Raw genomic sequence first — 14747 nt, forward strand, 5'->3', positions numbered from 1 at the left:
CCCACCACTGATACGCCTGTGAAGGTCGAGGGGGATCGACACAGTCGTAAAGGAACCGACAGACACGCGGTGACCTGCGTGTGGGGGGATGACTCATGACGTCGACGCCGACGGGCGCCCGGCAGAACTTCGACCCGTCTCAGACCACCCAGCTACGGGTGCCTTCGCAAACGCGGACCGGCACATTCCGCCGGATAAAGAAGACGCTGCCGAAGTATGACTACGAGCACTACAGCCGGCTGGCCGGTCCCCTCACCCAGCCCGATCCGAACAAGCCGTACCGGGTCCAGTACCGCTCGCTGATCTCGCAGGAGCCGCACCGGATCAGGGTCGCCCTGATGCTCGCCGCGGCCCCGGTGCTGTCGCTGGTGCTGCTGTTCTGGCTGCTCCAGCCCGAGCACTGGACCGAACGGGACTACCCCGCCTTCGACTTCCTGCCGGCGCTCGACATAGTCATGCTCGTCTCGATCGGCCTGATCGAGTTCTTCCGCTGCATGAACGTGCTGTCCAACGCGCACGCCACGCTGGTCGCCCGCGACCCGATCCCGGTGGTGCCGGAGACCGGCACGAGAGTGGCCTTCCTCACCTCCTTCGTGCCCGGCAAGGAGCCGCTGGAGATGGTGACGAAGACCCTGGAGGCGGCCGTCAAGCTGCGCCACCGGGGCCTCATGCACGTCTGGCTGCTCGACGAGGGCGACAACGCGGAGGTCAAGGAGGTCTGCGCCCGGCTCGGCGTGCACCACTTCTCCCGCAAGGGCGTTGCGAAGTGGAACCAGGCGAAGGGCCCGCACCGCGCCAAGACCAAGCACGGCAACTACAACGCCTGGCTGGACGCGCACGGCGACAACTACGACTTCTTCGCCTCGGTCGACACCGACCACGTGCCGCTGCCGAACTACCTGGAGCGGATGCTCGGCTTCTTCCGGGACCCGAACGTCGGCTTCGTCATCGGCCCGCAGGTCTACGGCAACTACGACAACTTCGTCACCAAGGCCGCCGAGTCCCAGCAGTTCCTCTTCCACGCGCTCATCCAGCGCGCGGGCAACAAGTACGGCGCCCCGATGTTCGTGGGTACGTCGAACGCCGTACGCATCAAGGCGCTCAAGCAGATCGGCGGCCTGTACGACTCGATCACCGAGGACATGGCGACCGGCTTCGAGATCCACCGCCACAAGAACCCGGCGACGGGCAAGAAGTGGCGTTCCGTATACACGCCGGACGTGCTGGCCGTCGGTGAGGGCCCGAGCGCCTGGACGGACTTCTTCACCCAGCAGATGCGCTGGTCGCGAGGGACGTACGAGACGATCCTCAAGCAGTACTGGAAGGGCTGGTACTCGCTGCCGCCGAGCAAGCTCTTCAACTACACGATGATGATCATCTTCTACCCGATGTCCGCCCTCAACTGGATCCTGGCGGCGCTGAGCTGTGCGCTGTTCCTGGGCCTGGGCGCCTCGGGTGTGAACATCGACCCGACGATCTGGCTGATGCTCTACGGCAACGCCTCCGCGCTCCAGATCGGCCTGTACGTCTGGAACCGCCGCCACAACGTCTCGCCGCACGAGCCCGAGGGCTCCGGCGGCGTGGCCGGCATGGTGATGTCGGCGCTGTCGGCGCCGCTGTACGCGAAGGCGCTCTTCGACTCGATGCTGCGCCGCAAGAGCAAGTTCGTCGTCACTCCGAAGGGCGATTCCGCGAGCCCCGACCGGTGGTTCGGCACCTTCCGCTACCACTGGTACTTCATCGCGATCTTCGGCGCCTCGATCGCCGCCGGTTTCGTCTACGGCCACTCGCACCCCGCGATGATCACCTGGGCGATCTTTGCCATGCTGATCACGGCGACGCCGATCTTCGCCTGGCGCTACATGCTGCGTCAGGAGAAGAAGAAGCCCGCCGCGACCGTGCCGGCCCAGACCGGGCCGCAGGACGCGGTGGCGACGGGCGCGACCGCGGCTCCGTACCAGCCGCAGCCGATGCCCGCGCACGCCACGCCGCCGCACACGCCCCACGGCCAGCAGAAGCCGAGCTGGGCCGCGTCGGGCAGCGGCGGCAATGACCAGACGATGCAGATCGCCCTTGGTGGACTTGGGGGACGTAAGGAATGAACGACCGTGCAGGCCGCCGCCGCGCCCGTCGACTCGCGATAGGCACGGCGGTGGTCATCGCGCTGGCCGGAATGAACGGGCCGTGGCTCTATCGCGTCGGCACCGAGAAATACCACCAGTACCAAATCAACAAGCCCGAGTACAAAGCCGAGAACGGCAAGTGGGAGATCGTCGATTTCCCCGAGGAGTACCGCCTCAACACCATCCACGCGGCGCTCCTGCACACCGGCAAGGTGCTGCTGATCGCGGGCTCGGGCAACAACCAGGACAACTTCGACGCGAAGAAGTACGACACCCGGATCTGGGACCCGGTCAAGGGCACGATCAAGAAGGTGCCGACGCCGAACGACCTGTTCTGCACCGGCCACACCCAGCTCTCCAACGGCAACCTGCTGATCGCGGGCGGCACGAAGCGGTACGAGAAGCTCAAGGGTGACGTCACCAAGGCCGGCGGCCTGATGATCGTCCACAACGAGAACCCGGACGAGCCGATCACACTGCCCGCGGGCACCAAGTTCACCGGCAAGGAGAACGGCAAGACCTTCGTCTCCAAGGACCCGGTGCTGGTGCCGCGCGCGAAGAAGGTCTTCGACAAGGCGACCGGCGAGTTCCTGCGCAACGACCCCGGCCTCGGCCGGATCTACGTCGAGGCGCAGAAGAAGGGCGCCAAGTACGAGACCGGCACCCAGGACAACTACCGGATCCAGGGCCTGTCCGGCGCCGACGCGCGCAACACGTACGGCATCGCGCAGAAGCTCGCCCTCGACAAGAAGGACTTCCAGGGCATCCGGGACGCCTACGAGTTCGACCCGGTCGCCGAGAAGTACATCAAGGTCGATCCGATGCACGAGGCCCGCTGGTACCCGACGCTCACCACCCTGGGCAACGGCAAGATCCTCAGCGTCTCCGGCCTCGACGACATCGGCCAGCTCGTACCGGGCAAGAACGAGGTGTACGACCCGAAGACCAAGAAGTGGACGTACCTGACGAAGCTGCGGCAGTTCCCGACGTACCCGGCGCTGTTCCCGCTGGAGAACGGCAAGATCTTCTACTCGGGGTCGAACGCGGGCTACGGCCCGGACAACGTGGGCCGTGAGCCGGGCATCTGGGACGTGGACACCAACAAGTTCAGCAAGCTGCCCGGTCTGAGCGACTCCAAGCTGATGGAGACCTCCGGCACGGTGCTGCTGCCGCCGGCGCAGGACGAGAAGTACATGGTGGTCGGCGGCGGTGGCGTCGGCGAGTCCAAGCAGTCCAGCGAGAAGACGCGGATCATCGACCTGAAGGACGACGCCCCGAAGTTCGTGGACGGGCCGTCGCTGGAGAAGGGCACGCGGTATCCGCAGGCTTCGGTGCTGCCGGACGACTCCGTGCTGCTGTCGGGCGGTTCCGAGGACTACCGGGGCCGCGGCGACTCCAACATCCTCCAGGCGCACCTCTACCGTCCTGGCGCGAGCGAGCTCGACCGGGTGGCCGACCCGCTGGTGGGCCGTAACTACCACTCGGGGTCGATCCTGCTGCCCGACGGCCGGGTGATGTTCTTCGGCTCGGACTCGCTGTACGCCGACGCGGCCAACACCAAGCCGGGCGAGTTCGAGCAGCGGATCGAGATCTACACGCCGCCGTATCTCTACCGGGACGCGCAGCCGTCACTGTCGGGCGGGCCGCAGACCATCAAGCGGGGCGGCACGGGGACGTTCACCTCGCAGCACGCCTCGTCCATCGAGAACGTACGGCTGATCCGGCCGAGCGCGTCGACGCACGTCACGGACGTGGACCAGCGGTCGGTGAAGCTGGACTTCAAGAAGTCCGGCGACAAGATCACGGTGGCTGTGCCGACGAACCGGAATCTGGTTCCGTCGGGGTGGTACATGCTGTTCGTGACGGACGATCAGGGGACGCCCAGCAAGGCACAGTGGGTTCGAGTGCCTTGAAAGCCTTAACGCTCCCGCACCTTGTACTTCGGGTGCGGGAGCGTTGTGGTTTCTCGCGCACACGCGGCGGAGCCGCATATGTCACGGCCCCGCGCCCCTAGGGGGTTGTGGCTTTCGCGAGTTTCAAGGCGTACTCCGCCCACCACTGGCCCGCCTTCGGGCCGCCCTTGCATTCGCCGTCCGACTCTCCGGGGCGTTTGACCCAGACGTAGGCGTCGACCAGGGGGTCGGACGTCTTGGTCGTCGGGGTCTCGCCGAGCGCGCGGCCGGGCGGGTTGCACCAGCGTTCGTTCGGGTCGCCCTCGGTGTAGGGGCCGTTGCCGTTGCGGCTGGTGTCGATCACGAAGGGCTTGTCGCCCACCTTGCCGGAGAGCTGCTTGCCGTACGCGATCGAGTCCTTGGTCGTGTAGAAGTTGGAGACATTGACCGAGAAGCCGTCGGCCTGGTCGATGCCCGCCCACTTCAGGGGCTCGAAGATCTGGTCGGGATGGCCCCAGCCGGCGTTGCCCGCGTCCACGTAGACCTTGGTGTTCTTCAGCGACTTCAGCTTGCCGATGGCGCCCTTGAGGAGGTCGTAGCGCTCCTCGTGGAACTCGTCCGGGGTGCAGCCGTCCACCAGGTGCAGCAGCGCGTCCGGCTCCAGGATCACCGTCGCGGCGCGGTCCTCGATGCCCTTGGCCACACCGTCGATCCAGTCCCGGTAGGCGTTGCCGTCGGCGGCGCCGCCCTGGGAGTACTGGCCGCAGTCGCGGTGCGGGATGTTGTAGAGGACCAGCAGGGCCGTACGGCCCGCCTTGTCGGCGGCCTCCGTGTAGCCGCGTGCCTCGTCCTCCGGGTTCTCCGGGCCGATCCACTCGCCGGTCGGCTGCTGGGCTATCTTGCGGATCTGCTCGGCGTCGTCCTTCTTGCCGCCCTTCTCGTAGTCGGCCACCTGCTCGGCCGCGTTCCCGTCCGGGTTCACCCAGAACGGGTCGGTGCCCTTCGGCTGTTGGGTGATCCCGGCGCCGGAGTTGTCGTCCGGTTCGTCTCCGTCCCCGGAGGAACAGCCCGCGACCAGCAGTGCCGCCCCCAGCAGCATCGCGGACGTCCGCGCGCGAGCGCCCCTCCAGGCCCCCCTCTTCAGGTACATCCAGCTCCCCCTCGGGTGCTTTGTTCCAAGGCTCAATCCTGACATACGTGTCCTGGGGCGAACGAGGTCGCCGAGCCTTGTCGGGGAGCTGTTACAGCCACTATGACGACTTCCAGGGGGCGGGGCGCCGGCGTGCCCGCCGGCGGGACAACAGGGGAGACAGGGAAGGGGAGTGTGCGGTCATGCACCAGTCCACCCGGGAGATACGGCTCGCCGAGGCGTTGGTGGAGTCGGCGGACACGCTCGTCGAGGAGTTCGAGGCCGCGCACCATCTGTCGCGCGTCGCCGACCACTGCGTACGGCTGCTGCCCGCGCGGGCGGCCGGGATCATGCTGGTCGACGACGGCCGGCCGGTGGCGCTGGCGGCGGGCCGCGCGGACCGGGAGATCGTGCTGGAGCTCCTGGCGGCGCAGCACCGCGGCGGGCCCGGTGCGGACTGCTGCGGCTCGGGCCGGCCCGTGCCGCCGGTGTCGATCGGGGCGGCCCGGGCCGCGGGGCGCTGGCCCGAGTTCACCGAGCGGGCCCTCGCCCATGACATCGCCGTCACCTACGCGGTCCCGCTGCGCCGCCGGGAGCGGGTGCTGGGCGCGCTCAACGTCTTCGGGCCCGCCGTGCCCGGCGGCTCCCCGCCCGACGACGGCACGACGCTGCGGCTGGCGCAGCTCATCGCGGACTGCGCGGCCCTGGGGCTGGAGAACAACAGCGCGTACACGCAGTGCCGCACCCTGGCCGGTCAGTTGCAGCAGGCCCTGTCGAGCCGGGTGCGCATCGAGCAGGCCAAGGGCATGCTCGCCGAGCGCTGGAACACGGCCGCCGACGATGCCTTCGTGGCGCTGCGGCAGTACGCGCGCCGCCATCAGCTGTCCCTGGACCGGGTGGCGCGGTCGGTCATCGACCGGGTAGCGGACGACGCCGAGCTGCGCCGGGCGGCGGAAGGGGGACGATGACGGACACCCCTGACGGCCGCCGGCGACCTCTCCGGGCCTCTGACGCGCGCTGCTGGGCCCCTGGCACTTGCCTCTAGGCCCCGGGCGGTCTTCCGTTCTAGAGTCGTCCCCGGACGACCCCAGCCCCCGGTCGGCCCGTCTCCACTGGTCTCACAAGGCCTCCCGCGCCGGACGCCGGGTTACTCCCGCAGCCCGAGCGCCCGCGGTCGAGGACCGGCCCGGTCGGCGGCTTCGGGGGGAGCAGGTCGCCGATCGGGCCCGGTGCGTCCCGCTCTCCCCTCACAGCCCCGTGCCCGTCAGGTACGCCGAGACGACGACGTTCGCCGAGTAGGCGCGGGCCGCCCGGTCGAAGGTGCCGGCGCAGGTGATCAGGCGCAGTTCGGCGCGGCCCGGCCGGTGGGCGCCGTAGACCTGGTGGGCGTCGAAGTTCTCCCGGGAGACGACACGGACGTCGTCCACGGTGAACTCGGCGACCCTGCCGTCGTCGCGCAGCACCCGCACCGTCGCGCCGGGGCGCAGCATGCCGAGGCGGTGGAAGACGGCGGGCGCGCTCTCGGTGTCGACGTGGCCCACCATCAGCGCCGCGCCGACCGCTCCGGGCTTCACCCCGGCCGCGTACCAGCCGACGGCGCCGGCCTGCGCGTAGGGCGGCGGATCGATGGCGGCGTGCGCGTCGAGCCCACGGGCGACGACCGGTGCGCGCAGGTCGAGCGCGGGGATGTCGAGGCGCTGCGGGAGTGCGTCGCCCAGCGGGCGGGCGGCGGGCGGCAGTTGGACGGAGGCGGGGCGTCCGACGGCGGCGACGTCGCCGGACACCGGGGCGGCCGCGCCCTGGCGGACATCGGTGACCTCTCTGCCCCACAGCCACAGCCCGAGCAGCAGCACGGTCCAGGCGACGCCCATGAGGATCCGGCCGCGGTGACCGGAGTTCTCCTGCTCGGCCATGGTCAGCGCGGCCGTCTGCCGCGGCGGGCGCTGCGCAGGGCGACGGCCGTGGCGGCGACGCCGGCCAGGATCAGTCCGGTCACGGTGTGGGCGGTGCCGGGGCCCTCCTCGCGGGCGTCCACCATGGCGAGCCGGGACGTGCCCCCGCCGCCGGCCCGGACGGGGGCCGTGGGAGAGGCGGAGGAGGCCGGCTGCGGCCCGTGCCGTACGGAGTGTCCTGCGGCCTTGGCGGCGACGGTGACGGCGCCCGTGCGGGAGGTGTCACCGCAGGCGACCTGGACGCCGTAGCTGCCGGCCCTGGCGGTGGAGCGGACGCGGCTCTCGCCGACGAGCTCGCCGTCGCCGACGACGGTGAGGCGGGCGTCGGCGACGAACGCCTTGGAGACGGCGGTGGCGGTCCGCTGCGGGCATCCGCTCACCCGCAGGGTGACGTCGCCGCCCGGCTGCGGGGACGACGGACTCAGCGAGACGCCTCCGTCCGTCGCGTGTGCCGCCGGGGTGAAGGCGACCGCCCCCAGGGCGGCGATCGTACAGAGAGCGACCCGCAGTGATCCCATCGTGAACCTCCAGATACCTGGAGGCTCCCCCCGTGGGACGGGCCCCGCATCCTCAGCGGGGCCCGCATTGCTCCGTACGGGTCATGTCGCGGGTGGGAGGGGTTGAGGCGGGTGCCGCCCCGGACCGGCCCTAGACCCGGTCGACGAGGTCCGCGATGGAGTCGACGATCTTGGAGGGGCGGTACGGGAAGTTCTCCACCTGCTCCGGCCGGGTCAGGCCGGTGAGGACCAGGAACGTCTGCATCCCGGCCTCGATGCCGGCCAGCACGTCGGTGTCCATGCGGTCGCCGATCATGGCGCTGGTCTCGGAGTGGGCGCCGATGGCGTTCAGGCCGGTGCGCATCATCAGCGGGTTCGGCTTGCCGGCGAAGTACGGCTGCTTGCCGGTGGCCTTCGTGATCAGCGCGGCGACGGCGCCGGTCGCGGGCAGCGGGCCCTCCGTCGACGGGCCGGTCTCGTCGGGGTTGGTGCAGATGAAGCGGGCGCCGGCGTTGATGAGCCGGACGGCCTTGGTCATGGCCTCGAAGGAGTAGGTGCGGGTCTCGCCGAGGACGACGTAGTCGGGGTCGTGGTCGGTGAGGATGTAGCCGATGTCGTGCAGCGCGGTGGTCAGGCCGGCCTCGCCGATGACGTAGGCCGAGCCGCCGGGGCGCTGGTCGTCGAGGAACTTGGCGGTCGCCAGAGCCGAGGTCCAGATGTTCTCGACCGGCACTTCCAGGCCCATGCGGTTGAGCCGGGCCTGCAGGTCACGCGGGGTGTAGATCGAGTTGTTGGTGAGCACGAGGAAGGGCTTGCCGGACTCGCGCAGCTTCTTGATGAAGGCGTCGGCGCCGGGGATCGGAACGCCCTCGTGGATGAGCACACCGTCCATGTCGGTGAGCCATGACTCGATGGGCTTGCGGTCTGCCATGGTGCTGTGACTCTCCTGGCCTGCGTACGGGACGAGCTGGGGGCGCCGGAACCACGCCGTACCGACGCCCCCAGGGTAATCAGGACTGGCTGATCCTGACCCCGTCGATCACCCAGTACCAGTTGTTGGACCCGGTGTAGCGGAACCGGAAGCTCACGCCGGTGGCCCCGGCGGGGACGTCGACGGTCAGCGACTGGGGCTGGGAGACGACGTCGGAGGTGTAGTTCTTGACGACGGCGGGGGTGCCGCCGTTGAAGGACGCGAGGACCTGGGCCTGCTGGGCGCCCTCCTGCCGGTAGAGGGTGGTGAAGTCCAGCCGGACCCTCGACCAGCCGGTGACGTCGTACGCGGGCGTGACCAGGGTCGAGTCGTAGGGGCCGGAGAAGGTCCTGTCCGACCACTCGTCCGAGTCGGCGACCGCGAACACGCCGCGCGCGCGGACGTTGAGCTCGCGCCACTGGTCACGCTGGGTGCGGGACCAGAACTCGTCGGTGGCGAAGGACCAGCCCCGCCACTCGGTCGTTCCGCCGGTGCCCATGGCGTTGTTGATGACGGACCAGCCGCTGGGCGTGGTGTGCGTGAAGCCGAGCACGCCGACCGGGATGCCGGTCTCGTCGACCCGCCCGGTCAGGGCGGGCCGCAGCGCCTCGAAGGGGTCGGTGGAGCGTTCCTGGACCGGCTTGCCGTCCAGGCCCCAGGCCGGATCGGGCGTGATGCCGAGCTGCTTCAGGACGGTGGGTACGACGTCGACCAGACGGGTGTCGATCGGGCGGGCGCCGGCCGCGATGCCGGGCCCGGTGGCCAGGACGAAGGTGCGCCGCTCCTCGACCGAGGAACCGCCGTGGCCGCCCGCGTCGAGGTGGCCGTGGTCGGTGGCGACGACGACCGTCCAGCGCTCGGCGGCGTAGGAGGGCCGGGCCTTGATCGCGGCGCGCAGCCGGCCGACGTAGGCGTCCTGCACGGCGATCTGGTCGAGGTAGGCCTGGCTGCCGGCGCCCTGGTTGTGGCCGACGATGTCGGACTGGCCGAAGTAGACGAACAGGACGTCGGGGTTCTGGTCGCGGATGATCGCCTCGGTCTCGGCGGCGATGGTGGCGTCGTGGCCGGTGTAGCCGTCGCGGTCGCCGTCGAGGACCAGCTTCGCGTCGGCGCCGGGGGTGACGGTGCCCTGGGCGTCCAGGGGCTTCCAGTCGACGGCCGCGTACGTGGACAGCGCGGGCCGTACCTGGGCCAGGCGGGCGAGGAAGCCGGGGTACTGGCCGTACTTCTTGCCGGCGAAGGTGTTGTCCTTCACGCCGTGCTTGTCGGGCCACACGCCGGTGGAGACGGTGGACCAGCCGGGGCCGGAGGACGTGGCGGCCATCGGGCTCGCGTACAGCAGCGAGGTGCCGTACGTGCCCTCGCTCATCATGGCCTTCAGGTGCGGGGCGTTCGCCGCGTCGATGCGGTCGTGGCGCAGGCCGTCCATGCCGATGACGAGCACCTTGTCGTTGCTGGTGCCGTTGGGGAGCGTGGGGACGGCGTGGGCCTGCGAGGCGGTGGCGGCGCCGAGGGCGACGGTGGTGGCGGCCGCCGCGGTCGCGGTGAGGACGGTGCGGCGGGACAGGTGTGACGTCACGTGATCCTCCTGGGGACGGGAGTGCGGGCATGACAACGCCCCCGGTGGTGCCAGGGGCGTTGCGGTGGTGCGGCCGTGCGGGTGTGGCCTTGGTGATATGACCCTCGTGTGTGGCCTTGAGGGGGCGGGTCAGCTGCCGGTGGCCGACTTCCAGGCGTCGACATACGTCGTGAGGTTCTTGTCGATGTCGTCCCAGTCGGGCTCGAACACCTCCACGCCGTCCATGAGTCCCGCGAGCGCGATCGCGTTGCCGTCGGTGGCCTTGACGTCCCCCCGGGCGCTGAAGCCGCCGCCGATCTCGCTGACCTGCCGCTGGGCGTCCTGGCTCAGCATGAAGTCGAGGAGCTTCCGGCCGTTCTCGGTGTGCGGGGCGTCGGTGACGAGGCCGGCGGCGTAGGGCAGGGCGAAGGTGGTGGGCCTGCCGCCGTCCTTCGCGGGGAACCAGATGCCGAGGTTCGGCATGGTCTTGGACTGGGCGAAGTTCATCTGGACGTCACCGTTGGCGACGAGGAGTTCGCCCTTGTCGACCTTGGGGGCGAGCTTGCCGGTGGAGGCGGACGGGCCGACGTTGTTGGACTGGAGCCTGCCGAGGTAGTCCAGGGCGGGCTTCTGGCCGCCGAAGTCGTGCATGGCCTTGATGAGGACGGCGGTCCCGTCGCCGGCGACGCCCGGGGTGGAGTACTGGAGCTTGTTCTTGTACGTGCCCTCCAGCAGCTCGTCCCATGTCGTGGGCGCCTGCTTCAGCTCCTTCTTGTTGTAGACGAACCCGAAGTAGTTGTTGACGACGGAGGTCCAGGTGGCGTCGGCTCCTTTGTCGGCCCCGCTGACCTGGTCGGAGCCCTTGGGTGCGTACTTCTGGAGCAGGCCCTTGCCGTCGGCCTGCTGGATGAACGGCGGGAGCGTGACGAGTACGTCGGCCTGCGGGTTGCGCTTCTCGCGGGCGGCGCGCTGCACCATCTCTCCGGAGCCGCCCTCGACGTACTCGACCTTGATGCCGGTCTGCTTCTCGAAGTCCTCGAAGATCCGGTCGTACCAGCCGTCGCCGTCCTCGCCCTTGAGGCCGTCGGCGCTGTAGACGGTGACGACCTTCTCGTCGGAGGCGGCGGAGCTGCCTCCGCAGGCGGACAGCAGCGGGGTGGCGAGGAGGGACAGGGTGATGGCGAGCCTGAGGGTGTTTCTGGGCATGACGGGGTGAACTCCTTGCACGGGGAGGGGCGTCGGGGTCAGCGGTAGGAGGCTTTGGTGCGCACGCGGGAGACGGCGAACAGGGCGAGCAGCGTCGCCGCCATCAGGACCACCGCGAGGGCGGACCCGGCGAAGAGGGCGCCGCGGTCGGTGGCCGCGTAGATCAGGACGGGCAGCGGGGTCCAGTCGGGCGGGTAGAGCATCATCGTGGCGCTCAACTCGCCCATGGACAGGGCGAAGCAGAGGCCGGCGGCGGCGGTGAGCGACGGCAGCAGGAGGGGCAGCCTGACCCGCACGAGGACGTACGCGGGCCGGGCGCCGAGGGAGGCGGCGGCCTGCTCGTAGGCGGGGTCGAGTCGGGTGAGGGCGGCGGACACGGACTGGTAGGAGAAGGCCGTGACCAGGACGGTGTGGGCGAGGATCACGATCCAGCGGGTGCCGTTGAGCAGGAACGGCGGTTCGGAGAAGGCGACCAGGATCGCGAGGCCGACGACCACCGAGGGCACGGCGAGCGGGAGGACGAACAGCGCGTCCATGACCCTGCGGTGACGCTTCTTCAGGGCCGCCGCGGCGAGGGCGGCCCAGGTGCCGGCGACCAGGGCGAGCACGCTCGCGGCGGCGGCCGTGGCCAGGCTGTTGGTGAGGGCCTGGAGTGCTTCGCCGCGGGTGGCGGTCGCGTAGTGCGCGGTGGTGAAGCCGGAGGGCAGCACGCCCGACCAGTTGGTGGCGAAGGAGGCGCCGAGGACGACGAGCAGCGGCAGGGCGAACAGGGGCAGGAACAGGACGAGGAACAGGGCCCATACGGCCCACCTGGCCCCGCGGCTATGCACCAGCACGGCGGCTCACCACCCGGTAGAGGCCGTACAGGCCCACGGAGATCAGGACGTTGACGACGGCGACCACGCAGGCGCCCGGGTAGTCGGACTCCAGGATCGCCTTGCTGTAGACGAGCATCGGCAGGGTCGTGACGCCTTTCGCGCCGGTGAACAGGACGATCCCGAACTCGTTGAGGCACAGGACCAGCACGAGGCTGCCGCCCGCGGCGAGGGCAGGCAGGGCCTCGGGCAGGATCACCCGGCGCACGATGCGCAGGGGGCGGGCGCCGAGCGAACTCGCCGCCTCCAACTGGGCGGTGTCCAGCTGGGAGAAGGCCGCGAGCAGCGGTCGTACGACGAAGGGCGTGAAGTAGGTGACCTCGGCCAGCAGCACACCCCAGGGGGTGGTGAGGAACTGGAACGAACCGACGATTCCTGTCGTGCCGTAGATGAACAGCAGGGCGAGCGTGATCAGGAAGGACGGGAAGGTGAGGAAGACGTCGACGAAACGGGCGACGATCCTGGCGCCCGGGAACGGCACGAAGGCGATGACCAGCGCGAGCACGAAGCCGAGGACCAGACAGCCGGCGGTGGAGGCGACGGCGATCCACACGGTGGTCCACAGCGCCTCACGGAAGGCGGCCGAGGCGAAGACGTCGGCGTAGGGCTGGAGGGAGGTGCCGCCGGAGTCGGGCCGGAAGGACTGCCGGACGACGAGGGCGAGGGGGTAGAGGAAGAGGAAGGCGAGCAGAACGACTGGCGGGACGGCAACCCCCCAGGGGCGCGGGGCGCCGTTGAATTTGCGGCTACCGCCGCGCGGGCGCGACCAACCCCCACCGCGCCGCAGCCGACGAACGACCTCATCCATCGGTCACTCCCGCAGCCAGCAACGTCGCATCTTCCGGCGAGAAATGCAGGGTCACGGAGTCCCCGTGAGCAGGCGGCGCCTTGAGCTCCCGCAGATCGGCGATGACCTGATGGCCGTCCACCTCGACGTACAGCCGGTGCGTGGCCCCCCGCCACTGGATCTCCCGTACCGTCCCGGCGAGCCGGTTGGGCCCTTCGCCGAGGCCGACGAGGTGGGGCCGTACGCACAGCGTCGCCCTCGCGCCCGGCGCCGCGCCCTCCGTGTCCACCTTCAGCTCGCCGCCGCCGAAGGCCACGCCGCCCGAACCGACCGTCACCGGCAGCAGGTTGGCGTTACCGACGAAGGACGCCGTGAACTCGTTGCCGGGCGCCCGATACAGCTCCCTCGGCGTCCCACAGGCCCGCAACCGCGCGCTGTCCATCACCGCGATCCGGTCGGCGAGGGTGAGCGCCTCGACCTGGTCGTGGGTGACGTAGAGGATCGTCACGTCGGGCAACTCGCGGTGCAGCCGTGCCAGTTCGGCGAGCATGCCGGAGCGCAGGCGGGCGTCGAGCGCGGAGAGCGGCTCGTCGAGGAGGAGGACGCCGGGGCGGATGGCGAGCGCGCGGGCGATGGCGACGCGCTGCTGCTGGCCGCCGGACAGCTCGCGCGGGTGGCGGCGGGCGTAGCCGGCCATGCCGGTCATCTCCAGTGCCTCGGCGACCCGGGTGCGGATCTCGGCCCTGGGCACCTTGGGGCTCTTCCGCGCCTTCAGTCCGAAGGCGACGTTCTCCTCGACCCGCATGTGCGGGAACAGGGCGTACTGCTGGACGACCATCCCGATGCCGCGCGCGTACGGCGGCAGGCCGGTGACGTCCCGCCCGCCGAGGAACACCCGCCCGGAGGCGGGCCGTACGAACCCGGCGACCGCCCGCAGCGCGGTGGTCTTGCCGGATCCGGACGGCCCGAGCAGTGCCATGACCTCGCCGGGCTCGACGGTGAGGTCGAGCGAGTCGAGGACGACGTTGCCGTCGTAGGCGACGGTGACGGAGTCGAAGCGGATGCCACCGTTCACGTCCCCTCCTTGGCGAGCAGCCGCGGCAGTTCGGCGACGGAGCCCAGCACATGGGTCGCGCCGGCCGACCGCAGCGCCTGCGTGTCGTGCGCGCCGGTCAGGACACCGGCGACCAGGCCCGCGCCGGCCCGGACGCCGCTGAGCATGTCGTAGGAGGTGTCGCCGACGACGGCGACCTGGCCGACCGCGTCGGCGGCCCCGGTCCGCAGGAACGCGGCGAGGACCATGTCGGGGTACGGCCGCCCCCGGCCCCCGGCGTCCGCCGGGCACAGCGTGAGGGGGACCAGGTCCTGCCAGCCCAGGGCGGCCAGGATCGCGTCCTGGGTGGGGCGCGCGAAGCCGGTGCTCAGTACGACGGTGCGGCCCTGGGCCGTGAGTTCCTCGACGGCCTCGCGGGCGCCGGGCAGGGCCGCGACCTCACCGCCGTCGACGAGACCGGCGTACGCGGCCTCGAAGGCCCCATTGGCCTCCCGCGCCTTCGTCTCGTCCCCGAACAGGTGCCGGAAGACGGAGATCTTGGACTCGCCCATGGTGGCGCGGACGTGGTCGATGCCCGCCGCGGGGTCGGCGCCGACGTGGCGTGCGGCCGCCGCGAAGGCCCGCTCGACGAGGCCGCCGTCGGCGACGGTCGTGCCGGCCATGTCGAGGACGACCAGCCGGATGTCCTGATGGAGCGTCATGTC

General features: G+C 70.4%; 13 protein-coding genes. 3 read left to right on the plus strand and 10 right to left on the minus strand.

Features of this window, described 5'->3' with window-relative positions; all coding sequences use genetic code 11:
- The first annotated feature begins 95 nt into the window (after positions 1-95).
- Together PGH47_RS16195 and PGH47_RS16200 are read left to right on the plus strand one after the other, a co-directional pair.
- On the plus strand, positions 96-2102 hold the full coding sequence (locus PGH47_RS16195; RefSeq protein ID WP_271664029.1) for a glycosyltransferase family 2 protein: 2007 nt from the start codon (positions 96-98) through the stop codon (positions 2100-2102).
- Entirely contained in the window at positions 2099-4036 is a 1938-nt protein-coding gene (locus tag PGH47_RS16200) for a kelch motif-containing protein (protein WP_271664030.1), read from the plus strand. The genes PGH47_RS16195 and PGH47_RS16200 overlap by 4 nt, the downstream gene beginning before the upstream one ends.
- Before the next feature lie 97 nt (positions 4037-4133).
- On the opposite strand, the gene PGH47_RS16205 is transcribed toward PGH47_RS16200, so the two are convergent.
- Positions 4134-5165: a glycoside hydrolase family 6 protein gene (locus tag PGH47_RS16205; RefSeq protein WP_271664031.1), complete on the minus strand. Its 1032-nt coding sequence runs from the start codon at positions 5163-5165 to the stop codon at positions 4134-4136.
- A gap of 182 nt (positions 5166-5347) precedes the next feature.
- On the opposite strand from PGH47_RS16205, the gene PGH47_RS16210 reads away from it, so the two are divergent.
- Positions 5348-6112: a GAF and ANTAR domain-containing protein gene (locus PGH47_RS16210; protein ID WP_271664032.1), complete on the plus strand. Its 765-nt coding sequence runs from the start codon at positions 5348-5350 to the stop codon at positions 6110-6112.
- A gap of 279 nt (positions 6113-6391) precedes the next feature.
- Here PGH47_RS16210 and PGH47_RS16215 read toward each other — a convergent pair whose 3' ends face one another.
- The 9 genes from PGH47_RS16215 to PGH47_RS16255 all read right to left on the minus strand — a co-directional run bounded on the left by PGH47_RS16215 (position 6392) and on the right by PGH47_RS16255 (position 14744).
- Complete coding sequence (locus PGH47_RS16215; RefSeq protein ID WP_271664033.1) at positions 6392-7057, minus strand: class F sortase; 666 nt, start codon at positions 7055-7057, stop codon at positions 6392-6394.
- 2 nt (positions 7058-7059) lie between these two features.
- On the minus strand, positions 7060-7614 hold the full coding sequence (locus tag PGH47_RS16220) for a hypothetical protein (RefSeq protein WP_271664034.1): 555 nt from the start codon (positions 7612-7614) through the stop codon (positions 7060-7062).
- A 130-nt stretch (positions 7615-7744) separates the two neighbouring features.
- Positions 7745-8524: an HAD-IIA family hydrolase gene (locus PGH47_RS16225; protein WP_126901951.1), complete on the minus strand. Its 780-nt coding sequence runs from the start codon at positions 8522-8524 to the stop codon at positions 7745-7747.
- A gap of 79 nt (positions 8525-8603) precedes the next feature.
- A complete protein-coding gene (locus PGH47_RS16230; RefSeq protein ID WP_271664035.1) occupies positions 8604-10142 on the minus strand; it encodes an alkaline phosphatase family protein in 1539 nt (512 codons plus the stop codon).
- Between the two features lie 129 nt (positions 10143-10271).
- Entirely contained in the window at positions 10272-11327 is a 1056-nt protein-coding gene (locus tag PGH47_RS16235) for a 2-aminoethylphosphonate ABC transporter substrate-binding protein (RefSeq protein ID WP_271664036.1), read from the minus strand.
- Positions 11328-11365: 38 nt separating this feature from the next.
- Positions 11366-12163 carry an ABC transporter permease gene (locus PGH47_RS16240; RefSeq protein WP_271664037.1) on the minus strand — a complete coding sequence of 266 codons (798 nt, stop codon included), beginning with the start codon at positions 12161-12163 and terminating at the stop codon, positions 11366-11368.
- Positions 12150-13010: a 2-aminoethylphosphonate ABC transporter permease subunit gene (locus tag PGH47_RS16245; protein WP_271664038.1), complete on the minus strand. Its 861-nt coding sequence runs from the start codon at positions 13008-13010 to the stop codon at positions 12150-12152. Before PGH47_RS16245 ends, PGH47_RS16240 begins: the two co-directional genes overlap by 14 nt.
- A complete protein-coding gene (locus PGH47_RS16250; RefSeq protein ID WP_271664039.1) occupies positions 13003-14064 on the minus strand; it encodes an ABC transporter ATP-binding protein in 1062 nt (353 codons plus the stop codon). The genes PGH47_RS16245 and PGH47_RS16250 overlap by 8 nt, the downstream gene beginning before the upstream one ends.
- Complete coding sequence (locus PGH47_RS16255) at positions 14061-14744, minus strand: phosphonatase-like hydrolase (protein WP_271664040.1); 684 nt, start codon at positions 14742-14744, stop codon at positions 14061-14063. The genes PGH47_RS16250 and PGH47_RS16255 overlap by 4 nt, the downstream gene beginning before the upstream one ends.
- Between the last annotated feature and the right edge of the window lie 3 nt (positions 14745-14747).

Source organism: Streptomyces sp. HUAS 31 (assembly GCF_028198125.1).
GTDB lineage: Bacteria > Actinomycetota > Actinomycetes > Streptomycetales > Streptomycetaceae > Streptomyces > Streptomyces chartreusis.

Coding starts and splice junctions, on each gene's coding strand:
- PGH47_RS16195 (WP_271664029.1), top strand. CDS start 96: ATGACGTCGACGCCGACGGGCGCCCGGCAGAACTTCGACCCGTCTCAG.
- PGH47_RS16200 (WP_271664030.1), top strand. CDS start 2,099: ATGAACGACCGTGCAGGCCGCCGCCGCGCCCGTCGACTCGCGATAGGC.
- PGH47_RS16205 (WP_271664031.1), bottom strand. CDS start 5,165: ATGTACCTGAAGAGGGGGGCCTGGAGGGGCGCTCGCGCGCGGACGTCC.
- PGH47_RS16210 (WP_271664032.1), top strand. CDS start 5,348: ATGCACCAGTCCACCCGGGAGATACGGCTCGCCGAGGCGTTGGTGGAG.
- PGH47_RS16215 (WP_271664033.1), bottom strand. CDS start 7,057: ATGGCCGAGCAGGAGAACTCCGGTCACCGCGGCCGGATCCTCATGGGC.
- PGH47_RS16220 (WP_271664034.1), bottom strand. CDS start 7,614: ATGGGATCACTGCGGGTCGCTCTCTGTACGATCGCCGCCCTGGGGGCG.
- PGH47_RS16225 (WP_126901951.1), bottom strand. CDS start 8,524: ATGGCAGACCGCAAGCCCATCGAGTCATGGCTCACCGACATGGACGGT.
- PGH47_RS16235 (WP_271664036.1), bottom strand. CDS start 11,327: ATGCCCAGAAACACCCTCAGGCTCGCCATCACCCTGTCCCTCCTCGCC.
- PGH47_RS16245 (WP_271664038.1), bottom strand. CDS start 13,010: ATGGATGAGGTCGTTCGTCGGCTGCGGCGCGGTGGGGGTTGGTCGCGC.
- PGH47_RS16255 (WP_271664040.1), bottom strand. CDS start 14,744: ATGACGCTCCATCAGGACATCCGGCTGGTCGTCCTCGACATGGCCGGC.